This is a genomic window from Hyphomonas sp. KY3 (assembly GCF_017309975.1).
Taxonomy (GTDB): Bacteria; Pseudomonadota; Alphaproteobacteria; order Caulobacterales; family Hyphomonadaceae; genus Hyphomonas.
Genome location: NZ_CP022271.1, coordinates 1889382 through 1916080 on the forward strand (window position 1 = coordinate 1889382; position 26699 = coordinate 1916080).

Here is a 26699-nt window from a genome sequence, read left to right on the forward strand (position 1 = left end):
GACGACTTAATGCGCCTTTGCAGCGCTATAAAGCCCTGCAATCAGCTTGGATGCCGTTTGAGCAGGATCCATCTTCAGGGCGCGCGCTTCGCCAGCGAGCCGGGATACTTCCAGCCAAGCCTTGGCTGCGGCGGGCTCCTGTTCTGCGCGCTGCGCCAGCCATGTCAGAATTTCCTCCTGAAACGCCTGCATGGCGGTATCGTCAGCACTTGCAGTCTGGAGCGCGTCCGTCACTAGCCCGTCATTCGGTCTCGGCAGGCTGCGCAATAGGACCTTGGCCGCGTGAGAGGCCGCGAGACCTGCCGGCGTAGATAATTGTATTCCCAAGCCTGGTCGCCCCTTGGACAAAGACGCGGCTTCAGCCGGCGCGGTGGCGGTTTCCAATGCACGTTTTGTATCTTCATCACCCAGTGCCGAGACTCGCAGGACTCTGCAGCGCGACCGAATGGTTGGCAGGATAGGTGTCGTTCCATGATTCACCAGAAACAGGATGCTATGCTCCGGTGGCTCTTCAAGTGTCTTGAGCAAGGCATTCGCACCATTGCGATTCAATTCGTCCAGCGAGTCGATAATGCCGACGCGCCACCCACCTTGTGCGGGCTTGAGGGAAAAGAACTGGATCAGCTCACGCACCTGATCGACCGAGATATCCTGGCGTAGCTTGCCTTTGTCGTTCAACTCGCGATGTACCACGCGCAAATCGGGATGAGCGCCGGTAAGACAGGTTCGCGCAACCGGGTCAGAAGAATCTGCATCAAGCGGCGCTGCTTCCCGGCCGCGAGCGCCGAGCATGTAAGCGGCGAGCCGGTTTGCCATTGTGGCCTTACCGATTCCTGATGGCCCTTCGATCAGCCAGCCATGGTGTAGCTTGCCGGTTGTTGCCGATGCCAGAAACGAAGCCTCAGCCGTATCGTGCCCATACAGAGGCCAGGCGATGCTCATCCTGCCATCTCATTCAATGCATAAGTTTGAGACACGATGCGCCAGGCTGCTGCGTACACGGTGGCGATATCCCGAGAAGCATCTATCAGTTTGCAACGCAGAGGCTCTTCTTGCGACAGCGAAATAAATCCCTGACGGACTGCGTGATGAAAGTCAGTAGCGCGCTTTTCAAAGGCATCGTCCGGACCATTGCGCGCAGATCTGCGGCCTGCGGTGGTTTCGAGGGGGGCATCAAGAACGAGCGTCAGTGTTGGTACCGTGTCTCCCAAGACGGTGCTTTCCATCGATTTGAGGACATTGGACGAGACGCCGCCTTTGACACTTTGATACACGCTCGTGGAGTCCGCAAAGCGATCACAGATCACCCATTTTCCCTCAGCCAGTGCAGGCCGTATCAATTTTTCCAAATGGTCACTGCGGGCGGCATTCATCAGCAAGGCTTCGCTCATTGGCGACCAGTCCGCGCCAGCGGGCGGATGCAATGCAAGTTCGCGAATAGCTTCTGCCAGTGGAGTGCCGCCGGGCTCGCGCGTTGTGACGACGTCAAAGCCCTCAGCCCGCAAGCGCTCTGCCAAAGCGTGTTGAAGCGTGGACTTGCCTGTACCTTCACCGCCTTCGAGCGTAATGAATCTGAGGGGCGAGACCTCAGCCATCATTGCCGCCGATCATCTGGCTGAGACCTTCGACTGCTCGGCCGAAGAAGCCGAGCTTCTTGACCGTTGCCTCAGCAACGATAGGCGCTTCGGTTGGAACCTGACCTTCTACAGTCACGACCAGTTTTCCGACCGTGTCGCCAGCGCGGATAGGCGCCTCGAGCGCACCATCAAGAACTATCTCCGATGTCGCTTTCTCAAGCGCAGCCTTGTGGCCGGCTATCGTCATCTTGCTGGCGAGCGAAACCGGCACCATTTGTTGCTGGCCGAGCCAGACTTTGACTTCCGGTAGCTCGACGCTCTCCGGCGTGATCACTTTCAGATCATAGCTCTGGAATGCCATCCGCATCATGCGTTCGCCTTCCTGGGCTCGCGCCGCCATGCTCTCAAGACCGTTGATGACGATTGTACGCCGTACGCCGTCACGAACGGCGGAGGCGGTGAGTCCATATCCCGAAACCTCGAGGTGACCCGTCTTGAGGCCATCAGTGCCTTCAATACTGAGTAATGGATTGCGATTTGCCTGCGTATATTCGCGCCACGTATATGACGGCATGTCGTACCAGTCGTAGTATTGCGGATACTTGTCGATAGTGAGCTTCGCCATCTTGGCGAGGTCTTCTGCAGATATAACGTGGCCAACGGCCTCAAGGCCGGTCGTGTTCTGGAAGTTCGCAGAACTCATGCCGAGTTCATGGGCGAGGGAGGTCATACGCCGTGCAAAGGCTTCCTCTGATCCCGATATACCCTGAGCCAACACGATACAGGCGTCATTGCCAGACATGATGATTACGCCGTGCAGAAGTTCTTCAACGGTTGGCGTATCGCCGGGCGCAAGTCCCATTGTCGATGTACCAGACGGGAAACCACCTCGGCGCCACGCGTCTTCGCTGACGGTGAATTTGTCGGTCAGGGAAATCTCCCCCCGATCAATCAGTTCGAACACGAGGTAGGCCGTCATCATCTTTGTCATGGAGGCGGGGATCATGGGTTCCGCACCATCCTTGGAGAAGAGTATTGTGCCCGTCTCGTGATCCATGATCACAGCATGACTGGCGGGCGTATCCATGATCTGTGCCTGGGCCGAACCCGTCGCTGCGACTGCCATCAGAATGGCGGTGAGGATCTGGGTTTTTGGCAGCATTGTAAGCCTCCGAAATGTGCTGAACGGTTGGCCGAAACCAATACGGCCCTTTTTCCCGTTTATACAGGAAAAAGGGCCGGTTTGTGGTCAGCGTCAATGGTGGCTATGCGGTCGTCAGGTCAGTTCTGGGAAACCACCCGACCGTTGGATATGCCGTAGCGGTGAAGATCATTGTTTATCCGATCAGCAGCATCCCGGTTCATGAAGGGGCCAACGCGCACCCGGAAAAAGTCTGCGCCATTTACGCGTGCCGGATCAATTTGGGCGCTCATATTGGTCGGCATGGACTGAATGAGGCTCTCAGCGTTCGAAATTTGCGAGAATGCGCCAACTTGAACAAAGTAATTCCCGACCGAAACAGGCTCATAATTTGGCGTGCTGCTCCGGCTCGCGGCGTAAACAGGACTTGGCGCAGAAGCTGTGGTGACTGAGGGCGCGCGCGTTTCATTATTGTCAGAAACCAGAATCGGTTGCGGTTTTGGAGCCGTGACAGGAGCAGGGCCCAGATAACGAATTCGCACATTGGCGCGCCCTGCCCCGGTCATGCCGAGTTCCACAGCGGCGCGCTCGGAGACTTGCAACATGGCGCCATCTTCAAAAGGTCCGCGATCATTCACGCGCACAACAATTTCTGTGTTTGTTTCAAGATTCACGACCTGAACCAGGCTCGGCAAAGGCAGGTTCGGATGCGCGGCCATAAGCGCAGATTGGTCGAAGGTTTCGCCATTTGCGGTCGGCAGGCCCTGGAATTCGTCACCATAGATGATGGCCGCACCGGTTTCATCGAAGACGGGTACGGTTTCAGGCTGAACCGAATGCGTTGCAGCGGGTGTCAGGCTGGTGGCAACACGACGCGCATCTGTTGCCGTTGGGGCACCGGCCCCCTGCTCTGCGACAGGTTCGGGAGCGCCAGCGAGATTTGGCAGAGATTCTGTCAGGACTTCGGACTGTGCTCGTTCTGCAGCGATACGTTGAGCGGCGGCTTGCGGATCAAATGGTTTTGCGGATGTTGGCTGTGTTGCGACAGGCGCAGGTGTGCCACTTATTGGTGCGCTTATGCTGGCATATTCTCTTGTCCCGCTTGCCGGGTTCGAAAATCTCGGCACCGAATTTGAGGAGTTTGAGGCAGACTGTACAGGCGCAGGCTTCGGCGACGTTCCCGGATAACTGAACTGGACCCGTGCTTTGGCTTTCTCTGGGCTGGGCTGGGCCTGGCTTGGTGCAATGAAGACGTTTTGACGTTCTGTTGAAATTCGGGCGCTTGGCTCTTGCGACTTGAAGACGATTGGTGCGGGATCGGCCCATGCGGGCGCTGATACGAAAGCAGCGGCAAAAGTGGCAACAATAAAGGCGGGAAGGCGATCGGTGATTTTGGTCGATGGCGCGCGCATTCGCGATGTAACCTCATTCTGAGTTTCTATTCGGCGCTTTGCGCCTGAACGTCCGGCTTTTCTGCCGTACCTGGCTTGTTTACCACGCCAAGGTGGATGCAGGATGAACCTTCTCTCACGAAACCGCAAATGCCTCTTAGTGATCGATTCATGATTTGCGAGCGGTCAGCATTCGCAGATGAGGGCTTGCAAAACCACTTCCTCTGTTGGACATACCGGGCGCCGGAGGAATGGCAGAGTGGTTGAATGCGGCGGTCTTGAAAACCGTTGAGCCTTCGCGGGCTCCGGGGGTTCGAATCCCTCTTCCTCCGCCATGTGGCCTTACAGTATGCGTGGGTTTCGAGAGCTGACCTTTGGTCAGGCTGGCCATTGGCAAGCGCTTCCTGCAAAACTTTGGCAAAACCAGATCATCAGGAGGATACATGCTCGAAGGTATCAAGGTCGTAGAATATGCGACTTATATGGCAGCGCCAGGCGCAGGATCGATCTTGAGCGATTGGGGCGCCGATGTGGTCAAGATAGAGCCGCCGAGTGGTGACCCGATCCGACTTTTCTTCAAGACGATCGGGACGGACATAACCGACAATCCTGTGTTCGATTTCGATAATCGCGGCAAGAAATCCATCGTGGTCGACACGTCCAAGCCAGAGGGGCAGGAGCTCGTACGCAAGCTCGTGGCCGATGCCGACGTGTTTCTGACCAATGTCCGCCCCGGTGGCCTCGAACGGTCCGGCCTGGATTATGACAGCCTGAAGGAGTTAAACCCGAAACTGGTCTACTGTTCCCTTACCGGATACGGCCTGCAAGGGCCTGATGCGAATCGCCCCGGCTTTGATATTGCGAGCTTCTGGAGCCGCACGGGCGTTGCCAGACTGACCGTTCCGAAAGGCGAAGATCTGTTCGCCAATCGCACGGCATTCGGAGACCATACGACCTCGATGTCGGCTGCAGCCGGAATTTGCGCGGCGCTGGTTGAGGCTGGGCGGACAGGCAAGGGGCGTTTGGTTGAAGCCTCCCTCTTTCGCGCCGGTCTGTACGCACTCGGTTCCGATTTTGCGATCCAGCTCTTTTTTGACCGGGTTGCGTCAACAAAATCCCGCCATGAGCAAAATGTCCCCATCACCAATTTTTTCGAAACCAGAGATGGCAGCTGGATGTGTCTCGTATCCCGGCAAGGTGAAGTCGATTGGGCCCCGATCTGTCGAGCGATCGACCGGGAGGAATTGATTGAAGATGAGCGGTTCACCTCCGCCAAGGCGCGCCGGAAGAACAGGGCCGAAGTCGTAGACATTCTAGATGAGGGGTTCGCAAAATACGACAAGGCCGAGATGGCCACACGGCTGGATGCGGAATCCCTCGCCTGGGCGCCTGTCCAGACTTTGGCCGAAGTGGCCAAAGATCCGCAAGCCATCGCTGCAGGCGCGATTGTTCAGACACCGAGCGCGAAGGGCGATGGCTCAACTTATGCTTCGCCAGCCTCGCCAGTTCGTTTTCCCGGCGCAGACGACGGGCCTAAAGGCCCCTCGCCCGCATTGGGTCAGCACACGCGGGATGTACTCGATCAACTGGGCCTGACGGACGACGCCATCGAGAGTCTCTATGCAGACGGAGTTGTGTCTTAGCGGCCCTTGAACTCGGGCGTCCTTTTTTCAAGGATCGCGTCCACTCCCTCCATATGGTCCTCAGTCTTGTGCATGAGGGCCTGAGAGGCGGCGGACATTTCCATGATCGTTTCGTAGGAAGCGTTGGTGCCATGACGCATGAGAGTTTTTGCAAGGCGCAAGGCTTGAGGTGGTTGCGCAGCAATCTGCTCGGCCAGCGCCATGGCTTCGTCCATCAGCGTATCGCCCGGGACGACTTTCGAGACGAGACCCCAGTCTTCTGCTGTGGCGGCATCAATGACTTTGCCCGTGAACAGAAGCTCAGCTGCGCGGGATGATCCGATCAGTCGGGGCAGCAGCCATGCGCCGCCATCACCGGGGATCAGGCCAAGCTTCAGGAAGGTGACGCCCATCTTGGCCTTGTCGGAGGCTATGCGAATATCGGCCATGCAGGCGACGTCGCAACCAAGACCAATCGCGGCCCCGTTTACGGCCGCGATCATCGGTACTTCAAGATTGTAGAGCGATTTCACAATCAAGTGGATGTTTCGGCGATAACCTTCACGGATGTCATGCGGCGCGCCGCCGAACGCGCCGGTGCCCTCTTTCATCGCTTTCACGTCGCCGCCGGCGGAGAATGCTCGGCCAGCGCCCGTCAAAATCACGCAGCGGATTTCAGCGTCCGCAACAATCTCATTACATGCAGCTGCGATGGCCAAACCATCACCCTCCGCCCCCAGCGCATTGAGGCTATCGGGGCGGTTCAGCGTCAAGATCATGATGGATCCGCGCTTCTCTGTTGTCACGATCGACATGTCTGGAAATCCTCCGTGTTTTCTGAATGCCTTGCTGGCAGGCGAGCACAGGATTGTCCATCGGGCAAACGGCCTCTTGCCGCACGGTCAGAGTTTGATTTTTGAGTGGGTGGTGCGGATGAGAGGACTCGAACCTCCACGCCTTGCAGCGCTGGAACCTAAATCCAGTGCGTCTACCAATTCCGCCACATCCGCATGACGGGTTTTCCTACGCGAGCCGTGACCACGCTTCAACACCAAACCCACGCAGGGGCTGCGAATTTATTGCTGTTCGCCGTGCAAGGCGCTCAGGATATCGGGAAGTTCAGATTCCAGGTCTTCGGCGATCAGCCCTGCCCCAACGCGGCGTCCGGCTTCGCCATGCAGCCAGCTGGCCATGGCCGCCGCGGTGAACGTATCAACACCCTGCGCCATGAGACCGCCTGCAATGCCCGCCAAAACATCGCCAGACCCAGCCGTTGCAAGCCAGCGCGTTGCGTGTGTGTTCACAATGGCCATACCGTCTGGTTTGGCAATAACGGTGTCTGGGCCTTTCAGCAGGACGACGCAGCCAGTCATTCGGGACGCTTTGCGCGTCGCTTCGACCTTGTTTACTTCTGAGTCCAGCAGGTCACCAAAGAGTCGATTGAACTCACCGATATGAGGTGTAATCAGGTCATCTGACCGCAGCTGGCTGTAGAAGCCATCTTGATCATCGGCGAAGACGGTCAAGGCATCTGCGTCGAGAACAGCCTTCGATTTCGATGAAAGCAAACACTCAACATTCTTTTTTGTGCCGGTCGTGATGCCCGCGGCAGGCCCGAGGATCACCGTGCTGGCGGATTCAATACTCTCGCGCAGCTGCTCAGCATCCGACACTTCCTTGAGCATGACAGCAGTCAGATGACTGGCATTTACCGCAACAGCATCCGGCGGAGACAACAGAGTCACGAGCCCGGCACCGGCCCTCAGCCCCGCGCGGCTGGCCAGACGCGCCGCGCCCGTCGATGCGACATTGCCACTGACCACGGCCAAATGACCTCGGGCATGCTTGTGGCTGCCCTGCCCCGGCTGGGGCAGATTGCGTCCCCACAATATGGGGCTGTTTTCGAGCAGTTTGGTCTGAACAGGCACACCAATATCTGCGACGAATATGCCTCCGCAATATGCGGCACCCGGCAACAGGACGTGTGCCGGCCGCAATGCTGCGAATGTGATGGTTCCTTCTGCTCGGAAACACACGCCAAGTGGTTTGGCCGACTCTCCATGAATACCAGAAGGTACATCAATCGAGACAACGCGACCGCCGCGCTCCGCCAGCTTTGCTGGAACGCCCTCAAGCGGTCGGGAAAGGCCGCCACCAAACAGAGCATCCAGAACTATATCGTGAGGGGCCTCCAACGCGGCATTGAGTGGATTGATCTCGCCCTCCCACTCGGCCGCTGCCTTAGCAGCATCTCCATTGAGAGATCGCTTGTCCACAAGGCAGAATACTTCGACGTCTCGCCAAAGCTTTGCCAGTTTCGCCGCGGCGATGAACCCATCTCCGCCATTGCCACCTGGGCCACACAGAACCTGGATGCGGCCTTCCGGCCATTGTGCATGGACGAACTCGGCTACGGCGTTTCCAGCGCGTTGCATGAGGTCGAAGCTGTCAGTGCCGCTGGAAAAAAGTGCTTCTTCTGCGGACCGCATTTCCTGCGGAGTAAGAATAGGTCTGCCCATAGTGCAGGCTCATAGCACGCGCGTTTCGGATTCGCTGCCCAGCTGCTGAATTTTCAGACCTTCGGCGCTGCGTTCCAGAGTGGTAACTGAGCAATAGGTTGGGCGGAAAACAAGCGTCTCGGCACGTTGCTGAAGCTTGCTGACGACTGCATTGATTGCCACGAAATGTGTGAAGACGACTGTATTGTCGGGAAGGCCTTCCAAGCGAGCGATCATGGCATCTCGCCAGGCACGATGTGTGCTGGCTTCATTTTCCCATGTGCCGCCCATGAAAACGCGCAGCCATTCAACGCGATCGTGTATGTCTTTCGGGGTCGAAATTTCCGACACTTCCTCAATGATACTTGCGGTTAGACCAAGACGTGCCTCCAGCGGGCGCGCCGTCTCGCGGCATCTCTGCATCGGGCTGCTGACAATGTGGCTCACGCCCAGAGCGTGAAGTTCTGTTGCAGCAGATTCGGCCTGACGGTGCCCAAGATCGCTCAAACCCGGGTTGGGATGGTTGCCCCAACTCGCGGCAGCTTCCCCATGACGGACGAGATAGAGCATGAATCCTCCAAAGCCAGCGGCTGTTCCGACTTTCAATAATTGTAAGTCCGATCACCCTTGAGGAAGGGAACCGGTGCGAGATGGTTTCAAACCTGCTTCGCGCAAATATCCAACAGATTCAATCATTCACGCAACGATACTCTAAGGTCGCGCCTTGAACTGCAGCGACGTACGAACAGGCAATTCCTTTGCCGGATCTGCAATATGCATTAGAGGTCAGAAGGTGTTTCGCACAAAATAAGGGCAGCAAAGTCCAAAATTCGATCACGCCCTATCAACCTGATGCTAACTCTCATACTGGGTCTCGCTTCCATCGCAGAAGGCGCATACCCGTTGACTACACGAACCAAACGGCTGGGAGATACGGGCCATGAAGAAAATTGAGGCGATCATCAAACCTTTCAAACTGGATGATGTTAAGGAGGCGCTGCAAGAGATTGGTCTGCAAGGAATGACCGTTGTTGAAGCCAAAGGCTTCGGGCGCCAGCGCGGACACACGGAACTCTACCGCGGTGCGGAGTACGTGGTCGACTTCCTGCCCAAGCTTAAGATTGAAATTGTGCTTGCCGACAGTGCGGTAGAAGGCGCAGTCGACGCGATCAAGAAAGCTGCTCATACTGACAAGATCGGTGACGGCAAAATCTTCATTTCTGACATCACTGATGCGGTAAGAATCCGCACGGGCGAAACCGGCGACGCAGCCCTTTAAAGGCTAGGTCGTTGAATACCAAAAACTACAGAAGCTGTTTACTGGAGGGCAAATTCCAATGGCCGATAACCTGTTGAAACTTATGAAGGATGAGGACGTCCAATACGTCGACCTTCGCTTCACCGACCCTCGCGGGAAGATGCAGCATGTTTCTTTTCACAAGAACATGGTCGAAGATGATTTCTTCACCGAAGGTCAGATGTTCGACGGCTCATCCGTCGCTGGCTGGAAGGCCATCAACGAGTCCGATATGGTGCTGATGCCTGACACCAGCACGGCCATGATTGACCCATTCTTCCAGCAAACCACGCTGGCTGTAATGTGTGATATCCTCGACCCGATCACGGGGCAGGCCTACAATCGCGACCCACGCACAACGGCCAAGAAGGCCGAAGCATATGTGAAGTCGAGCGGCGTGGGCGACACGGTATTCTTTGGCCCCGAAGCTGAGTTCTTTGTCTTCGATGATGTTCGCTGGTCCACTGAGCCCCACAAGACCGGATACAGCTTCGACTCGACCGAACTGCCGGTGAACACCGACAAAGAGTACCCGATGGGCAATATGGGCCATCGCCCAGGACCTAAAGGCGGCTATTTCCCTGTTCCGCCGGTCGACTCCGAACAGGACATGCGCTCTGAAATGCTTTCCGTGATGGCCGACATCGGCCTTGATCCTGAGAAGCATCACCACGAAGTGGCGCCAGCACAGCACGAACTGGGGCTGAAATTCTCGACGCTCACCACGATGGCAGATCGTCTTCAGCTTTATAAATACGTAATCCACAATGTGGCAGCGTCTTACGGCAAGACGGCAACCTTCATGCCGAAGCCGATGTTTGCCGACAACGGGTCCGGTATGCACGTTCACCAGTCTATCTGGTCCGGTGGCAAGCCGCTCTTTGCCGGTGACCAGTATGCTGGCCTGTCTGAGCAGTGCCTGTATTACATCGGCGGCATCATCAAGCATGCGCGCGCTCTGAATGCCCTCACCAACCCTTCGACGAACAGCTACAAGCGCCTCGTCCCCGGTTACGAAGCACCCGTGATGCTCGCCTATTCTGCGCGCAACCGGTCTGCCTCAATCCGTATTCCGTTCGGTTCCAATCCGAAAGCAAAGCGTATCGAAACACGCTTCCCGGACCCTACGGCAAACCCGTACCTGGCCTTCGCCGCCCTGCTCATGGCTGGTCTTGATGGTATCGAAAACAAGATCCATCCGGGCGACGCCATGGATAAAGACCTTTACGATCTGCCGCCTGAAGAGGCGAAATCGATCCCGCAAGTGTGCGGCTCACTGCGAGAAGCGCTTGCAGCGCTCGACGCAGACCGTACATTCCTTACCAAGGGCGGCGTGTTCGATGACGACCAGATCGATGCTTATATTGAGCTGAAGATGGAAGAGAACATGCGCTATGAACTCCACCCACATCCGGTGGAATTCGACATGTACTACAAGGTCTAGGGGCCTGTTCTCTCTCTCCTCTAACCCTTGTAGAGGCCGGTATCGCAAGGTACCGGCCTCTTCTTTATCCAGCTTTAAAACCTCACAGAAAACCGAACTACACTCGGCAGAAAAGCCTCGAGCGGCTCCCGAGCGTCGAGGACTGGGCCTCTAACTGCTTTTTCTGTTGTGCCAATATTCCGGCCTGAAACCAAAAACGCCCCGACCATTTGGACGGGGCGCTTGAATATTGGATCTGTATTTGAATCAGCCAGCTTCCGGCTGACTCTTCTTGGCGTGGACGTAGAGTGGCTCGGCATTGCCCTCGACCACTTCGCCATTGATCACGACCTCTTCCACACCACGCAGGTTTGGCAGCTCGAACATCGTGTCGAGCAGGATACCTTCCATGATCGAACGCAGTCCGCGTGCACCCGTCTTCCGGGCGATAGCGCGACGAGCAACGGCTGTCAGAGCCTCTGGCGTGAAGTTGAGTTCAACGCTCTCCATGTCGAACAGCTTCTGATACTGTTTCAGCAAAGCATTCTTGGGCTCTGTGAGGATCTTGATCAGCGCAGACTCGTCCAGGTCTTCCAGTGTCGCGATGACTGGCAAACGCCCGATAAATTCCGGGATCAAGCCGAAGCGCTGCAGATCTTCGGGCTCAGTGTTGCGAAGGATTTCGCCAACCCCCCGCTCTTCCGATTCCTTCAATGAGGCGCCGAAACCGATGGAGGCACCATCTCCGCGTGACGCAATGATCTTGTCGAGTCCGGCAAAGGCACCACCGCAGATGAACAGGATATTGGTCGTGTCCACTTGCAGGAATTCCTGCTGTGGATGCTTGCGACCGCCCTGAGGTGGTACAGCCGCAACCGTACCTTCCATGATCTTGAGGAGTGCCTGCTGAACTCCTTCACCGGACACGTCGCGCGTGATCGATGGATTGTCAGACTTGCGGGAAATCTTGTCGATTTCATCAATATAGACAATGCCGCGCTGGGCACGTTCGACATTGTAATCAGCCGACTGCAGCAGCTTCAGGACAATGTTCTCAACGTCCTCACCAACATAACCAGCTTCCGTCAGCGTTGTTGCGTCAGCCATCGTAAACGGCACATCCAGGATGCGCGCCAATGTCTGAGCCAACAGTGTCTTGCCGCAGCCGGTCGGGCCGACCAGCAGGATATTGGATTTGGACAGTTCGACGCCGTCTGTTTTTCCAGCATGTGAGAGGCGTTTGTAGTGATTGTGCACGGCAACCGAAAGAATCCGCTTCGCGTGCACCTGGCCGATGACATAGTCATCCAGCACATCGCAGATTTCCTGCGGTGTCGGGACGCCTTCGCGAGACCGGACCATTGAGGTCTTGTTCTCTTCGCGAATGATGTCCATGCAGAGTTCAACGCATTCATCACAGATGAACACGGTCGGGCCGGCAATCAGCTTCTTCACTTCATGCTGGCTTTTTCCACAAAACGAACAATAGAGTGTGTTCTTGGAATCGCCTGAGCCATTTTGTTTAGTCATGCCATCCTCAATGCCGGGTAAGGCTTAATTTCGTCTTTAAGACGTCGCGCGTTGTGTACTATTGAAACAATAGGGTTATCAGCCTGCCCTGCAAGAGGCAGGCCGCAATGACTTGAGAGAGGTCCCCTATTTATCATCCTCGGCCGTCCGGCGCTCGAAGACCTTGTCCACAATGCCAAATTCCTTGGCCTCTTCTGCGGTCAGAAACGTATCCCGATCCAGCTTCCGCTCAATCACATCATATTCCTGACCCGTGTGGCGGACATAGATATTGTTGAGACGGCGTTTCAATTCGATGATTTCCTCTGCATGGCGCTCAATATCGGTTGCGACACCCTGGTATCCACCCGAAGGCTGGTGAAGCATCACGCGCGCATTCGGCAGCGCGATACGCATACCCTTTTCGCCAGCAGCAAGCAGAAGCGACCCCATGGAGGCGGCCTGACCAATACACACCGTGGAAATGGGGCATCGAATATACTGCATCGTGTCGTAGATCGCGAGGCCAGAGGAAACATATCCGCCGGGGCTGTTGATATACATTGCGATATCTTTTTTCGGATTTTCCGACTCAAGGAAGAGCAATTGCGAGGTGATCAGGGCAGCCATGCTGTCATCGATGCCGCCCGTAACGAAGATGATCCGCTCTTTCAGCAGGCGCGAGAAGATGTCGAAAGCCCGCTCGCCGCGGCTCGTCTGCTCCACAACCATGGGAACAAGGTTGAGCGCTGTCTGGAAAGAAGTCGTCATGAATTGGGCCTTGATGGTTTCTCAAAGGAATCTTTACTGCACAGAAGTGGCAGAGAGACGTATATTTGTCTACGCGTGCATCACTGCAAGAGGTATTCCGCTGTGGAAACAGTTAGCGGAACGGCCACTCTGATGAACGACTTGGTAGATCGGTGTCCGGATGTTGCATGAAAGCGAGATAATCGGCGTGCACGGTTTCAGCCTGCAGATCACGCAACAGCATATGGTACCCCTTTTCATAATAGACCGTCCGAACATGCGCGGGCAGGAAATTCGCTGATCGCGCAACGCCATGTGGGGGGATGACATAATCGTTCGCACCATAGGAAATCAACACGGGCAAATCGACTGGAAGGTCAGCGATTCTGTCATGAGCTGTCTCCATCAGTGAGACGACTCCATAAACCTGATCAATTCGGTTTTCCCGCAACATCAGGGGGTTGGCCCAAGTCTCCCGGAGCATATCGATATTATCGCTGGGCTCGATACGTACAAAGCGGGCTGGTGGTCGAACGATCCAGCCGGGATTGGTGTGAGCCGACATCCACAGGCTGGCTCGATAGAGTGGGTTCATCGCGCCCCAACCGCGCAAGCCTGGACCCGATGCGATCAATCGGTCTGCGTCAGGGGGTGTGTCTGAGCCGAAAGCCGAAATGGCGACGGCGGCGCCCATGGATATGCCGACAACCGTGATGGTTGCATCGGGATGCGCACGACGTGCGACCGCAACAGCCGTGCGGAGATCTTCCCGCATCAATTCTTCATCCGGCCATAGCCCCCTGCCCGGCGAGCGTCCAAAACCCCTTTGGTCATAAGCATATGTCACTACGCCACGCTCAGCCCAGTAAGGTGCCGCCATATGGAAGGCATTGGCGAAATCGTTCATGCCATGCACGCCGACAACCACATGCTCTGGCTCGTGGTCAGTCTGCGCGGCCCAGACCGTCAGACCAAGTTCTGCGCCGTCATGAGAAATGAAAACATCACGCTCAGGCAGAAATTGTGGAACGGAGTTGGTAACATTGGCGAGTGAGCCAGCCGTGACGGGATGAACGCACCCCGAGAGCAGGAAGGTCGCGTAAAAAAGGATCAGGGCGCCAAAGCCCCACGCACTTCGGCGCGCAAGGAGGGTAAGACCTCTTGTTCGAACCAGGGATTGCGTTTTAGCCAAGACGTGTTTCTCCAACTCGGATGCGGTAGTGTGAATATACGCTCACTTGTGTACTCCTTCCAACATCGAACGGTTTCCGTCAAGCTCGACTTGCGTCGAACACCCAAGTGCCAAGCCTGCGCATGGGCACCGATGAGCAAAGTCACTTTAGTATTCGTCAACAGGTCCAGTGTTTGCGTTCGCCAGGTCTGGGCGCAGATCCGCATGGGCGGGCGGTCGCCGCCATTTCGGTCATATCCGGGAAAGCAGAAGCCCATTGGCAGGATGGCGACCCTTCTGGGATCATAAAAATCTTGCTCAGATATCTGCATCCAGTCACGAAGCCGTGATCCCGACGGATCTTTGAAGGGCATGCCAGAGCGATCAGCCTTGTTGCCCGGTGCCTGGCTCGCAATCAGAATACGCGCACCGGAATGCGCTTGAAGGATTGGGTTTGGGGGGCGATCCATCTGGCCTTCGCACAGTCGGCATGCCCGAATTTTTTCGAGTTGTGTTTTCAAATGGAGAGACATGGCGTTTCATACAGTTTCTAACTGTGTCCTGATTGCAGAAGGCCCGAGCCGATGCGCATATCCCGCATTATTGACCCCCGTATGCATGATCTCGGAGCCGGTTTTCTGGTCCGAAGAATTCTTCCATTTCACGCCCACAAATCTGTGGGGCCTTTCGTGTTCTTCGATCACTTCGGTCCGACTGAATATCCGCCGGGCTCGACATTTGACGTTCGCCCCCACCCTCATATCGGTCTGGCGACCGTCACTTTCCTGTTTGATGGTGCAATCCGGCATCGGGATTCACTCGGAACCGATCTGGTGATCGAGCCCGGAGCCGTCAACTGGATGACGGCGGGGCGAGGCATTGTTCATTCGGAGCGCACTCCAGATACTCAGCGCGAGAACGGGCAAAACTTGCACGGCCTTCAGACCTGGGTTGCCCTGCCCAGGGATGAGGAGGACAGCGCGCCCACCTTTGTCCACCATAGTGCCGATACTCTACCGGAGTTCCTGGTGGACAATGTGACTGTCAAAGTACTTGCCGGGACTGCATGGGACAAAACATCACCCGTTTCGTTTCCATGGCCGATCATTTACGTCGCTCTCGAAGCAACGTCCGAATCCGAAATTGTCCTGCCTGGCGATCTCGCTCTGGAGCGCGCCCTCTATGTAGTGACGGGCGAAGCCAAAATCGGTGATACGATTGTAGGCGTTGGCCGTATGGCTGTGCTTGAACCGAATGTGGATGTGCCGGTTGTTATGGCTCTTGGCACAAAAGCAGTTATCTGCGGCGGCGCACCAATGGAATCTCCGCGAAAGATCAACTGGAATTTCGTCTCGAGCGACGCCGAAAAGATAGCCGCGGCCAGAGCGGACTGGACAGCTGCAATACAAGCTGGGGGCACGGCAAGATTTCCTGCGGTTCCGGGAGATGAGGATGAGTGGATTCCCCTTCCCTCGTGATTCTGGGGCCAGATTTCTGGTGAACCCCTTCCTTGCCGATTGATATCGCTCGTGCCAGATCATGACCAACAAGAGTCTTTGACGGGGAAATACAAAAATGAAGCGACTACTCATTTCGGCGTCCGTGCTAACGCTCGCGGCCTGCGGCGCACAAGAAACCGCGACTGACACACCGATCACAACGGAGCCTGAAGCATCATCTGAATTGTTGATGCCGCTGCCAGATCAGACCAGTGCGGAAATTACAGCGGATGACCTCGCGGTTCGCATCAAGACCCTTGCCGACGACACATTCGAAGGCCGCAGTCCGGGGACCGAGGCTGGCGAAGCGTCGGCCGACTGGATTGCGGCTGAGATGCAGCGCATCGGTCTGACGCCTGCGGGAGACGATGGAAGTTTTTTCCAGACGGTCAAAATGGTGAACCAAACGGTCGACACGGGCGCCTCATACTTCAAGCTTACCACACCCGATGGTACCGAGCTGCCGATGACGCCAAAGGAAGACGTTGTTTTCTGGACGAAGCGCCAAAATGCCAATGAGCTGAGCTTTGATCCCACCGACGTTGTTTTCGTAGGCTACGGATCTGTCGCTCCGGAATATGACTGGAACGACTACGCGGATCAGGATTTCACCGGTAAAACTGTCGTTATGCTTGTCAACGATCCCGGATTTGCAACCGGTGACCCAGACCTCTTCAAGGGCAAGTCCATGACCTATTACGGGCGCTGGACATACAAGTTTGAAGAAGCGGCACGACAGGGCGCAACTGCCGCTATTGTCATTCACGAGACCGAACCAGCCTCATACGGCTGGGATGTTGTTTCCAACTCGTGGAGCGGTGCGCAGTCAGATCTCGTGCGTGCCGATGGCGGCGCTGAGCGTACAATGCTCGAAGGCTGGATTACACGAGACACAGCCGAGTCCCTGTTTGCCAGTGCAGGCCTCGATCTGGAAACGCTGAAACAACAGGCAAAATCAAAAGACTTCGAACCTGTCGCGCTGGACGGAATAAAGGCGAGCGGGAAGATTTCGCAAGCGATCGAACAGCTTGAAAGCCGGAACGTTGTCGGAAAACTCCCAGGGGCAGCCGCGCCGGATGAATACATGCTGTACACAGCACACTGGGACCACCTCGGAAAGAAGTCTGAAGAAAAGACCGGCGCGCCGGGCGAGGATTTTTATCAGGACCAGATATTCAACGGCGCCGTCGACAATGCGACCGGTTCTGCCGCACTTCTCGAGATTGCAGAAGCCATGGCAAGCGAAGAACTCGAGCGGTCGGCCCTTTTCCTGTCTGTGACGCTCGAAGAATCCGGTTTGCTTGGTTCTGCCTATTATGCCGAAAACCCGTTGGTACCCCATCGCCAAGTCGTTGCGGGTATCAACATGGATGGTGCGCTGCCAATCGGCCGGACCAAGGACATGGTAGTTGTCGGATACGGCGCGTCCGAGCTCGAGGACATGTTGAAAGATGTGCTCGACGAGCAAGGCCGCGTGATCAAGCCGGATGCCAAACCCGAAGCCGGCTATTTCTATCGATCGGACCATATCTCCCTGGCCAAGAAGGGCGTGCCCATGTTGTACGCCGATGGCGGTCAGGACAAGGTCGATGGTGGTGTGGCTGCAGGCAAGGCAGCCGCGGCGGTCTACACGGCTGAGCGCTATCACAAGCCAATGGATGAGTATTCCGATGATTGGGATCTGTCCGGCTTCACCGAAGACATCCAGGCGCTTTACCAGGTTGGGCTACAGATTGCCCAATCTGATGAATGGCCCACATGGTATGCGGGCAATGAGTTCGAATCTGTTCGCAAGAAGAGCCTGGAACAAGACTAAACGATCGTCCCCGCCCTGTTCGGCGGGGACTTTTTCCTGAATGGAATGACCTGACGCATGCTTTCGTATCAACACGGATTTCACGCGGGAAACCGCGCGGACGTAGTCAAGCACGCGGTCTTGCACTCGGTGTGCCGTCACCTGACACAGCGTAATGATCGCATTCTCTATGTGGAAACACATTCAGGTCGAGGACGATACGATCTTGAAGGCCCGCAGGCGCGAAAAGGAGATGAGGCCGGGGACGGCATTCTCTCCATATTGGAGGGGCAGACTCCTAAACCGCTTCGATCATGGGTCGAGTTCGTTGAGTCGGCTGGTATCAATAGCTACCCCGGCTCTCCCGCTCATGCGCAGACCCTACTGCCTACGGATACTCGCTACGTCTTATTCGAAAAGCATCCAGCTGAATACGAAGCCTTGAATCATGCCATCGGCGATGACGACCGTATTCAGATCAAAAAAGCGGATGGATACGCCAGCGCGCTGAAACTGTCTCCCAGAAGCGGTGAAACCATGGTCTGTCTGGTCGATCCGAGTTACGAAACAAGTCGGGATATTGATGCGTTGGCGCTGTGGACTCCCAAAGCCCTGAAGCGATGGCCAAAGGCGGTGCTGATGCTATGGCTACCATTGTTTCGTGATGGTCGTGAGAGCGAGTTTGGCGAGTATCTGACGACGCTCGGCGACTGCAAGGTTTACGGGGCGCGCTGGCCGGTCGATGCATTGCAGGAAACGGCCCTCGAAGGCTCCGCCATGGTTGTTTTCAATGGACCGACGACGGCGGATGCTGAATGTGCCGCTATTGCAACAGCGCTCCAGTCATGGTGGTCTGACAAGCCGTTGGGAGCCTGACCGGTCATGCGATGCGATGTGCTTCTGATAGGCGGCGGACACGCACACATCACAGCGCTTCGCTGGCTCAAGAAACACTCCTGCCCGCACATGAAATTCAAGCTGGTGAACCCACGGGCCTACGCCGTCTATAGTGGCATGGTGCCTGGCTTTGTTGCGGGACATTTTGACCGAAACGAAGTGGAGGTCGATCTGAACCGCTTATGTGTCGAAGCCGGGGTTGATATTGTCTATGATTCAATCGTTGATTTTGATCCGGTCGGGAAAACTGCGACCGGGGAAACGGGTGCATCCTACTCCTTCACCCAGGCGTCTATCGATGTCGGTATCGTGTCTGCGCCCGTAAGCCTCTCAGAAAAGAAAGGCAACCTGGCCGTAAAGCCGATGTCGCATTTCGTTGAAGCGTGGCAACAGGATTCAGGTAATCTCTCCGAAGGGGTTGCAATCATTGGGGGTGGCCTCGGCGGTGTAGAGCTTGCGCTAGCTGTTCGGCACAAGATGAACGCCTGCCGCCTCCCTACATCTACCCCTTTGGCAATCGTGGATCGGTCGGAAATACTTTCATCAAGTTCGCCATCATTGAGGCATGCGCTATGCGAGCGCCTGAACGCGGCAAGCGTAACGATTATCGAAAACACACAAGTGCGCGCGCATGAAAATGGCTGCCTGATGTTGGATTCTGGACAGTCCCTGACTGCACAACTGGTTCTATGGACCGCCGGTGCCCACGCGCCTGGCTGGCTGGAGGAATCAGGACTTGAGACGAGTGGCGGATTTCCAGTCGTAAATTCATGCCTGCAGTCGATCTCACATCCAGACATTTTCATTTCAGGCGATGTGGCTTCTCTTCAAAAGGGTCACATACCCAAAGCAGGCGTGTATGCCGTGCGGCAAGGGCCCGTCCTCATGCAGAATCTGATCGCGAAGCTGAGCGGCGCACCTTTACAGAATTATGATCCGCAGAAGGATTACCTCAAACTTGTAAGCCTTGGCGCGCGTGCCGCAATAGCTGAAAAATGGGGTCACACAATTCAGTTTCCAGGTCTGTGGGGGCTCAAGACCCTGATCGACCGATCATTTGTTCAGGACTGAAGCGAGATGGATCCTGCAGACCGTGCTGCCGCCTCGTCCAGAATGACGCCTGCCGCAATTTCGCTGGCATCCCTATCGCCTTCTTTCATCCGATCCAGTGCAATTCGTTGCCGATTCAACTGTGCTAAAAGTTTATCTGGATCGGTCAACCAATCCTGCGCCGCGGCAGCGATAAGGTCGGCCTTCTGCTGGGTTTGAACAAATTCCGGCACAATTGGCTGATCGTCGCTCACGATATTGAGCAATGTAATATGCGTTTTGCTGTAAAGCAGGCCTCGCGCCAAGGCCCATGTGATCCATCCTGTCTTGTACGCAACGATCATAGGCGTATCCTGCATGGCAAGTTCCGTGGTCACCGTACCAGAGCAAGCAAGCGCCAGATCTGCCGCCGCCATTGCGTCATATCGTGCGCCGGGATTGCTTGAGACAATCGACCATGACGCAATGCCTGGAAAATCCTCCCGGAATTGAGTTGCAACGTTGGAAGCCGGCATGAAGACGATTTTGAGATTTGGATCGTTCGATTTCAGCGCTTTGGCTGCGCTCACCAATTCGGGAGCAACGCGCTTGATTTCGCTGGGTCGACTACCTGGCAATACGAGAACAAGCTTTGCGTCCTCGGGTATACTCTGGCCCGCGCGAAAGCTGGACCCATTTCCTTGAACATGGCGGGAAATGGCAGGGTTGCCAATCACTGTCGTCTTGAGTCCAAAGGGTTCGTAGAACGGAACCTCGAGGTCATGAATGCATAATAGATGATCGACGACAGAAGCCAAAGTCTTCGCGCGACCGGGCCGGGTCGCCCAGACTTGCGGTCCCACAAGCTTTACCAGCCGAATATTCGGTGCGCGCAATCGGACACGCTGAGCAACCCTCAGCATGAACCCCCAAGAGTCGACCAGAACGACAACATCAGGGTCATCCGCGATGATGGCGTCGGCGGCTGCATCGGCGAGACGAACAACATCGCCATACGCTCTAAGACCTTCGACAAACCCAAGGATCGACAGTGGACTGATATCAATTGCAGATTCTATTCCGACCGACGCAAGTTCTCCGCCACCAATGCCGGAAATATGCGCGTCCGGATTTCGCCTGCGAATGTCTTCAACAACTTCCCTGGCCAACAGGTCGCCAGATGTTTCGGCGGCGACCATGTAGATGCGCGGCGCGCTCACCGCCCTGTCTCTGGAGTAAAACCATAGATAAATACGCCTAGTTCCTCAGCGCGCTCGATCATTTTGCGGCGGTTTAGCAGCAGAGCGCCCCCCGCTTCTATTGCGAGGCCAGCGAGCCCCGCGGCGGCAACCTTCTCTACCGTCGAAACGCCCGTGGTAGGCAGATCGATCCGGAGCTCCTGCGCAGGCTTTGGCCGTTTGACGAGAACGCCTTTCCGGCTCAAGGCTGACCCTCGGATTTCCTCTGGCAGAGCCGCGCAGCGATCCAGCATCGCATCAGTCCCTTCCTGGGCTTCAACAGCCAGAACCAGCCCGTTGCAGACGACCGATCCCTGTCCGATATCGAGCGCACCCGTCGCAGACGCGACACGCGCAGCATGTTCTATGTCAAGAAATTCTTCGTCAGTCGGCTGATGACCCGCGATAATCCCCTCCGGCGCCAGCAACTGCTTGTGCGCTTCGTGGCTGCCGAGAACCTTGAAGCCCTGCTTCTCGAACTCATTCACCAAGACACGCAGCAACGCATCGTCGCCCTTCTTGGCGGCAGACAACACTTTAGGGAGAAGGGTCACGCCCTTCACATCGAGTTTTAGATTGCTGAAATCCGGGCGTTTGACGATGCCAGCGAATACAACTTCCTCACACCCTGCAGATTTCAGCTTTTTCAGTATTCCACCGACTTCACCCAGACCTATGGCTTCCCCCGGAAACCTGGCCAGTGCCGGATCATCAAAGCCCTTCAGGCGGAGCACATAGGCACCCTGCCCTTCCTCAATGGCATTCTCTGCGATGGCAACTGGTAGGTCGCCCAGTCCTGCGATGATACCGAGTGGAGCCATTATATCATCAACCTGGTTTGCAGATGGGGCGGTCGCCCTCACGGATGAATGTGATGATCTCCATGGCCAGCGGATTCTCCGCATAATCCTGCGACGCCTGTTCCAGCCGATCCTTGAACAAGCCATCTCCAAGAAAGATGGCTTTGTAAGCGGCGCGAATGTCCCGGATATCTGCTTTCGAGAAGCCTCGGCGCTTGAGACCGACCATGTTCAGGCCCGACAGTTTGGCGTGATTGCCGACGACCGATCCAAACGGAATTACGTCTTCCACAACAATCGCTCCCCCGCCGACGAAAGCATTCCGTCCGATGCGAGAGAATTGGTGAACGGCGGCAAGACCGCCGAACCACACATTGTCCCCGACTGTGATGTGGCCAGCCAGAGAAACATTATTTGCCATGACGACATTATTACCAATGTGGTTGTCATGGGCGATGTGCGCCCCGATCATGACAAAGCAATTGTTCCCGATTGTTGTAAGGCCGCCAAATTTGGGCATGCCGGAATGGGCGGTTGCATACTCACGAAAGACGCAGTTCTCGCCGACAACCAGTCGAGAGTCCGGTGTCGATTCAAACCCTATAACTTGAGGCACACCACCCAATACCGCATGCGGGTGCAGGACACACCCCTCCCCCAGTTCTGTGTGACCGGTCACGACAGAATGCGTCATCAGGACGGAATTAGCCCCAATGCGTGCGTGTGGACCAATATGACAGAATGGCCCGACAACGACACCATCACCGAGAGCGGCTCCGTCCTCAATGTAGGCAGTGGGATGAATTTGTGTGGACATGAGTTTCCAAAAGCTGCTGGGACGCGCTGACTAACCCTTTTTCTTCGGGTTTGCGTTCTTCTGCAACCACGCGATCTCGCGCATCCATTGGCGGAGAGGTTTGGCAGGTGTTCCGCCCCATGTTTCGCCGTCTTCGATATTTCTGAACAAACCCGAAGAGGCCGCCAGAGATACACCCTCGCCGACTTTCACATGATCCGCGATTCCAACGCGTCCACCAAGCATCGTGCCATCACCGATCTGAACCGATCCTGAAATACCACCGAATGCCGCCATGAGAACCGAGCGACCAAGCACCACATTGTGAGCGATTTGGCACAGATTATCGATCCGTGTTCGTTCCCCGAGAATTGTGTCGTCAAAGGCCCCCCGATCGACACAGGAATTGGCACCTATGGTAACGTGATCCTGCAGGACGACGCGGCCATAATGTGGAGCATCCTCCGCCCCGCTGGGACCAGGCATGACTCCGAACCCCGCCTCGCCTATCCGAGCACCGGACAGCAGTCTCACATGATCCCCTATAAGCGCGCAGAATACGGTCGCGGCCGGGCCGATAACGCAATTGCGGCCAATCTGGACGCCTGGACCAATAACAGCATTCGCCCCGATGAATGTGCCGGCACCGATCACGGCGCCAGGTGCGATGGCAGCACCCGGTGCGATCCTGACGCTATCGTCTATCGTGGCATCGGGCGAAATGGCAGACTCACCATGCCAATCCAAATGACGTGGACGAAACAGTTTTACCGCAGCTGTTCCGTGAACATGGCGGGGAAACTTTGAAACGATATAGGGAATGCCGTCGGGAATGCGGGCCACATTGGCATCATTTACGACAAGGGCTGAGATGTCGGGATTGATCTCGATAGCAGACTTTCCGTCTCCATCGAGAAATCCAAGGTCTCCCCGGCGGCCGTTCGCAGCCGAGGAGATGCCCGTCAGTTCCAGATCTTCATCTCCGAAGAGACCAGACCCGGTCTGTTTGGCCAGTTCGCCAAGAGAAAGAGATCCCAATGGCGCGAAAAATCGAACGTCTACTGGCACGGATGTCTCAATTTACTGCGCTGGCTGGTCAGGGATGCGCTTGCGGACGACCGAAAGTGTAGGCGTCGTAGCGTCCAACTTGCTGATGACCAGTGCGGAGACATCAACAGAATCCACGCCATAGATCAGAGCGCTCTTGGACAGCACGATCTGTGCATTTTTTTCACTCACGACCTGCAGGAGAACCGGCTCAAGCGCCTTGTTGAAATCGATAAGAGCCTGACGTTCGGTCAGCTGAAACTCACTGGCAGCTTTTTGGCGGGCCTTGCCGAAATCACCGGCCTTCTTGTCGTACGCGTTGAGGCGGGCAACCATTGCTGCGTCGCCGGCAATCTGCTCGCGTGTCTTACCTTGCAGTTCAGTATTCAGCGCCTTGCCTTCAGCCTCAAGCGACGTCTTGGTTGGCGTCAACTCGGTATTGATCTGAGATTCGATGCTTTGAAGCTTGGCCTGAATGTCTTTGCCAGCTTTGCTGTCGCGCAGGATTTTTGCCTCATCGATCGTAATGACCGTGGTGCCCTGAGCGAAAGATGCCGGCGCAACCAAGGCAATTGCGGCGAGTGACGCCACCATGGCGAAAATGAAGTTCTTGAGTCGGGACATTCTAGTCTCCTGTCTTTCAGCTTGAAATTAGAATCTTGTTGAGGTCGAGAACCGGAACGTTTCCGTCCGGTCATAGTCTTCCCGTTTGAGAATTTGAGAGAAATCGAACCGAATGGGACCAAACGGAGAGTCCCAGAAAACACTTAGACCGGCGGACGCCCGCATGGATGCAGCCGTCTTGGTGAGCCGGACTGCTGGCAGGCCGGTCGATTGATCGGTGAAGTAGATTGTGGGACCGACGTCAGGCCCACGAAGAGAGCCCAAGGCACCCGCCTCTGCGAATAGCGCGCTCTTGATACCGTATTCTTCAGGCAGGAAGCTCGGCAGGCTAAGTTCGAATGTGCTTTGATAATAGACATTACCGCCTTGCGAATTGAGGCGGCGAGTCTGAACAACTTCCCCAGTTTCAGGATCGACTACGCGGACGATCTCTCGCGGGCCGATGCCTGCGACGTCAAACCCGCGGAACGTGCTGCCACCCCGGAAGAAACGGTTGTTGATCCTCACGCCCTGACCGTCTTCCAGTGGGAAAACATACCCTCCGGAAACACGAAGGCTCGCAATTATATCGCGCCAGATGCCACGATACATGGTCGCGGTAGACTCAGTCCGCAAATACTTCACATCACCGCCAATACCGGCAAGGTCCTGGCTGAATCGGAAATCAAAGCCGCGCGACGGCCTTATCGGATCGTTAGTGCGGTCCCAGTAGAAATTATATCCGAGGATCGAGGACAGATCGCTGCGTTCTGCCCGACAGATCGGATCTCTCAAGACGTAATCGCGCGAACATTGGTCAACAACGCGTTGGCCCGCACCGGCATCGCCTGGTTCGACGAGCCGATAGGTGTCGTCTGTGAGATCCTCTGGGGTGTCGGCCCCTGTGATCTGGACGCGGTCGGTAACAAAAAATCCTTCTTCGTCGATGATGTAATTACGATCGAGAACGTTCACTTCATCGGTTTGCAATCTGTAGCTAAGGCCAAGCTGCATGCGTTCCGTAAGTGGGAAACCGAGGCGTACGCCCGCACCAATCGTATCGCTGGTGAAGCCCGAATAATCTTCATAGTCCTGGCGAGTAGCGTAGGCGTCAATACCGCCGGAAAGATTGCGATCAAACAGTCTTGGCTCAGTGAACCGGAAATCCAGAATTTGCTGACGGCTCGAAGCGGACACGCGAGCAACAACCGACTGACCGCGCCCCCTCAGATTGCGCTGTGACGCGCTGACGTCGAGCAGATAGGCATCCACGGATGAGAAGCCGGCCGCGAAGGACAGTTCGCCGGTTGGTTGTTCCTCGACCTTGATATCCACGATGGTCCGGTCCGGATCTTCCGACGGGGTCTCAACCACTTCGACATTCTTGAAGTAACCCAGAGCTCGGACGCGGTTCTTGGAACGATCAAGAAGGATGCGGTTGAACGCATCGCCTTCTGAAATTCGGAGTTCCCGACGAATGACCCGATCAAGTGTCTGCGTGTTACCGACAATATTGATCCGATCGATGTAAACCCGAGGACCTTCATCCACAGCGAAGGTGACATCAATCAGACCCGTCTCGGGATTCACGTCCAACTGTGGACGAACATCAACAAAGGCGTAACCAGCAATACCCGCTGCGTAAGTCAGCGAGTCGATTGTGTCTTCAATTGAGTCGCCCCGGAAGAGCGTGTCGGATTGAATAGGCACAGCACGTTTCAGTGCCTCAGCATTAAGCTTCTCGAGCGCCGTCTCGACTTTGACCTCGCCGAAATAATACTGGCGTCCCTCATCCACCGTCATGGTGATGTAGAAGTCCTTCTGGTCCGGCGTCAGTTCCGCCACAGCGGATGTCACGCGGAAATCGTAATAGCCATTGTTCTGATAGAACTGTCGCAAGAGGTCGCGGTCATATTCCAGACGGCCCGGATCGTAATTGTCATTCGAGCTGAAGAAGCGCCACAGACGTGATTGACGCGTGACAATCTCGCTGCGAAGGCGCGAGTCCGAGTAAGCCTGATTGCCAAGGAAGTTGATCGACCGGACACCGGTGACAGGCCCTTCGGTGATCTCGAAAATCAGATCAACACGATTTTGTTCCAGCGGTTTGTATTGCGGTTCGACTTTGGCGGCAAATCGACCGGACTGGCGGTATAGTTCGAGGATACGTTGAACATCGGATTGCACACGAGCAGCAGTGAAGATGCCGCGAGGTGCCGCCTGGATGTCTTCTTTGAGCTTGTCGTCATCTAGCGCGCTGTTTCCTTCAAAAACCACGCGGTTGATGATCGGGTTCTCAACCACACGAACGACCAGATTGTCATCCACACGGTCAATCGACACGTCCGCAAACAGGTTGGTGGCAAACAGTGTCTTCAAGGATAGGTCAATGCGGTCAGGATCAAAGGAATCACCAGGCTCTACAAGCAGGTAGGATTGAACCGTACGCGCCTCGATACGCTGATTGCCCTCGACAATGACGGAGCGGATGGTGCCGCCATAGCGACTATCTTCCTGTGCATCGGCAGTGCCCATGGGAACAAGCGCTGTGTTCACAGCCAGAACGCTGCTCGCCATCATGGTTGCTGCAAGAAACTTACGCATCGTCGACACACT

At 55.9% G+C, this 26699-nt stretch carries 24 protein-coding genes and 2 tRNA genes; 8 read left to right on the plus strand and 18 right to left on the minus strand.

Annotation, left to right across the window (positions count from 1 at the left end; all coding sequences use genetic code 11):
- Positions 1–6 precede the first annotated feature (6 nt).
- From CFA77_RS09330 to CFA77_RS09345, 4 genes are all read right to left on the minus strand, one after another.
- On the minus strand, positions 7–942 hold the full coding sequence (locus tag CFA77_RS09330; protein WP_206990466.1) for a DNA polymerase III subunit delta': 936 nt from the start codon (positions 940–942) through the stop codon (positions 7–9).
- The gene (gene tmk / locus CFA77_RS09335; RefSeq protein ID WP_206993212.1) at positions 939–1595 is read right to left on the minus strand and encodes a dTMP kinase; all 657 of its coding nucleotides are present in this window, start codon (positions 1593–1595) and stop codon (positions 939–941) included. Before tmk ends, CFA77_RS09330 begins: the two co-directional genes overlap by 4 nt.
- Positions 1588–2739: a D-alanyl-D-alanine carboxypeptidase family protein gene (locus CFA77_RS09340; RefSeq protein ID WP_242517299.1), complete on the minus strand. Its 1152-nt coding sequence runs from the start codon at positions 2737–2739 to the stop codon at positions 1588–1590. The genes tmk and CFA77_RS09340 overlap by 8 nt, the downstream gene beginning before the upstream one ends.
- 119 nt (positions 2740–2858) lie before the next feature.
- Positions 2859–4130, minus strand: coding sequence for a septal ring lytic transglycosylase RlpA family protein (locus CFA77_RS09345; protein WP_206990467.1), 1272 nt, complete (start codon positions 4128–4130; stop codon positions 2859–2861).
- Positions 4131–4354: 224 nt separating this feature from the next.
- Between CFA77_RS09345 and CFA77_RS09350 the strand changes: the two genes are divergently transcribed.
- Positions 4355–4444: transfer RNA gene (locus CFA77_RS09350), tRNA-Ser, on the plus strand.
- Between the two features lie 108 nt (positions 4445–4552).
- Positions 4553–5752 carry a CaiB/BaiF CoA-transferase family protein gene (locus CFA77_RS09355; RefSeq protein WP_206990468.1) on the plus strand — a complete coding sequence of 400 codons (1200 nt, stop codon included), beginning with the start codon at positions 4553–4555 and terminating at the stop codon, positions 5750–5752.
- Here CFA77_RS09355 and CFA77_RS09360 read toward each other — a convergent pair.
- The 4 genes from CFA77_RS09360 to CFA77_RS09375 form a co-directional block, all read right to left on the minus strand.
- Positions 5749–6546 (minus strand): crotonase/enoyl-CoA hydratase family protein, encoded by a 798-nt coding sequence (locus CFA77_RS09360; RefSeq protein ID WP_206990469.1) that lies wholly within the window; start codon positions 6544–6546, stop codon positions 5749–5751. The genes CFA77_RS09355 and CFA77_RS09360 overlap by 4 nt on opposite strands.
- A gap of 110 nt (positions 6547–6656) precedes the next feature.
- A tRNA-Leu gene (locus CFA77_RS09365) sits at positions 6657–6741 on the minus strand.
- Positions 6742–6807: 66 nt separating this feature from the next.
- Positions 6808–8250 carry an NAD(P)H-hydrate dehydratase gene (locus CFA77_RS09370; RefSeq protein ID WP_206990470.1) on the minus strand — a complete coding sequence of 481 codons (1443 nt, stop codon included), beginning with the start codon at positions 8248–8250 and terminating at the stop codon, positions 6808–6810.
- Positions 8251–8259: 9 nt separating this feature from the next.
- Positions 8260–8799 (minus strand): histidine phosphatase family protein, encoded by a 540-nt coding sequence (locus CFA77_RS09375; protein WP_206990471.1) that lies wholly within the window; start codon positions 8797–8799, stop codon positions 8260–8262.
- Positions 8800–9169: 370 nt separating this feature from the next.
- Between CFA77_RS09375 and CFA77_RS09380 the strand changes: the two genes are divergently transcribed.
- Positions 9170–9508: a P-II family nitrogen regulator gene (locus CFA77_RS09380; protein WP_027837435.1), complete on the plus strand. Its 339-nt coding sequence runs from the start codon at positions 9170–9172 to the stop codon at positions 9506–9508.
- Between the two features lie 58 nt (positions 9509–9566).
- On the plus strand, positions 9567–10970 hold the full coding sequence (gene glnA / locus CFA77_RS09385; RefSeq protein ID WP_034812366.1) for a type I glutamate--ammonia ligase: 1404 nt from the start codon (positions 9567–9569) through the stop codon (positions 10968–10970).
- Between the two features lie 246 nt (positions 10971–11216).
- Here glnA and clpX read toward each other — a convergent pair whose 3' ends face one another.
- From clpX to CFA77_RS09405, 4 genes are all read right to left on the minus strand, one after another.
- Complete coding sequence (gene clpX / locus CFA77_RS09390; RefSeq protein WP_034812364.1) at positions 11217–12479, minus strand: ATP-dependent Clp protease ATP-binding subunit ClpX; 1263 nt, start codon at positions 12477–12479, stop codon at positions 11217–11219.
- 126 nt (positions 12480–12605) lie between these two features.
- A complete protein-coding gene (locus CFA77_RS09395) occupies positions 12606–13229 on the minus strand; it encodes an ATP-dependent Clp protease proteolytic subunit (protein WP_206990472.1) in 624 nt (207 codons plus the stop codon).
- A gap of 112 nt (positions 13230–13341) precedes the next feature.
- Positions 13342–14400, minus strand: a complete 1059-nt coding sequence (locus tag CFA77_RS09400) for an alpha/beta fold hydrolase (protein ID WP_242517300.1) — start codon at positions 14398–14400, stop codon at positions 13342–13344.
- Positions 14319–14912 carry a uracil-DNA glycosylase family protein gene (locus tag CFA77_RS09405; protein ID WP_206990473.1) on the minus strand — a complete coding sequence of 198 codons (594 nt, stop codon included), beginning with the start codon at positions 14910–14912 and terminating at the stop codon, positions 14319–14321. Before CFA77_RS09405 ends, CFA77_RS09400 begins: the two co-directional genes overlap by 82 nt.
- 81 nt (positions 14913–14993) lie before the next feature.
- On the opposite strand from CFA77_RS09405, the gene CFA77_RS09410 reads away from it, so the two are divergent.
- The 4 genes from CFA77_RS09410 (at position 14994) to CFA77_RS09425 (ending at position 19641) form a co-directional block, all read left to right on the plus strand.
- Positions 14994–15857 carry a pirin family protein gene (locus CFA77_RS09410; protein WP_256434991.1) on the plus strand — a complete coding sequence of 288 codons (864 nt, stop codon included), beginning with the start codon at positions 14994–14996 and terminating at the stop codon, positions 15855–15857.
- Positions 15858–15954: 97 nt separating this feature from the next.
- The gene (locus CFA77_RS09415) at positions 15955–17694 is read left to right on the plus strand and encodes a M28 family metallopeptidase (protein WP_206990475.1); all 1740 of its coding nucleotides are present in this window, start codon (positions 15955–15957) and stop codon (positions 17692–17694) included.
- Between the two features lie 57 nt (positions 17695–17751).
- Complete coding sequence (gene rlmJ / locus CFA77_RS09420; RefSeq protein ID WP_206990476.1) at positions 17752–18549, plus strand: 23S rRNA (adenine(2030)-N(6))-methyltransferase RlmJ; 798 nt, start codon at positions 17752–17754, stop codon at positions 18547–18549.
- Positions 18550–18555: 6 nt separating this feature from the next.
- Positions 18556–19641 carry an FAD-dependent oxidoreductase gene (locus CFA77_RS09425; RefSeq protein ID WP_206990477.1) on the plus strand — a complete coding sequence of 362 codons (1086 nt, stop codon included), beginning with the start codon at positions 18556–18558 and terminating at the stop codon, positions 19639–19641.
- On the opposite strand, the gene CFA77_RS09430 is transcribed toward CFA77_RS09425, so the two are convergent.
- Genes CFA77_RS09430 through bamA form a run of 6 tightly spaced genes read right to left on the minus strand, consistent with a single transcriptional unit; the run spans position 19632 to position 26687 of the window.
- A complete protein-coding gene (locus CFA77_RS09430; RefSeq protein WP_206990478.1) occupies positions 19632–20819 on the minus strand; it encodes a lipid-A-disaccharide synthase in 1188 nt (395 codons plus the stop codon). The genes CFA77_RS09425 and CFA77_RS09430 overlap by 10 nt on opposite strands.
- Positions 20816–21658 carry an LpxI family protein gene (locus tag CFA77_RS09435; RefSeq protein WP_206990479.1) on the minus strand — a complete coding sequence of 281 codons (843 nt, stop codon included), beginning with the start codon at positions 21656–21658 and terminating at the stop codon, positions 20816–20818. Before CFA77_RS09435 ends, CFA77_RS09430 begins: the two co-directional genes overlap by 4 nt.
- 7 nt (positions 21659–21665) lie before the next feature.
- Complete coding sequence (gene lpxA, locus CFA77_RS09440) at positions 21666–22454, minus strand: acyl-ACP--UDP-N-acetylglucosamine O-acyltransferase (protein WP_206990480.1); 789 nt, start codon at positions 22452–22454, stop codon at positions 21666–21668.
- Between the two features lie 30 nt (positions 22455–22484).
- The gene (lpxD, locus tag CFA77_RS09445; protein ID WP_206990481.1) at positions 22485–23501 is read right to left on the minus strand and encodes a UDP-3-O-(3-hydroxymyristoyl)glucosamine N-acyltransferase; all 1017 of its coding nucleotides are present in this window, start codon (positions 23499–23501) and stop codon (positions 22485–22487) included.
- A gap of 12 nt (positions 23502–23513) precedes the next feature.
- Positions 23514–24104, minus strand: coding sequence for an OmpH family outer membrane protein (locus CFA77_RS09450; protein ID WP_206990482.1), 591 nt, complete (start codon positions 24102–24104; stop codon positions 23514–23516).
- Between the two features lie 27 nt (positions 24105–24131).
- Positions 24132–26687, minus strand: a complete 2556-nt coding sequence (gene bamA, locus CFA77_RS09455; RefSeq protein ID WP_206990483.1) for an outer membrane protein assembly factor BamA — start codon at positions 26685–26687, stop codon at positions 24132–24134.
- Positions 26688–26699 lie beyond the last annotated feature (12 nt).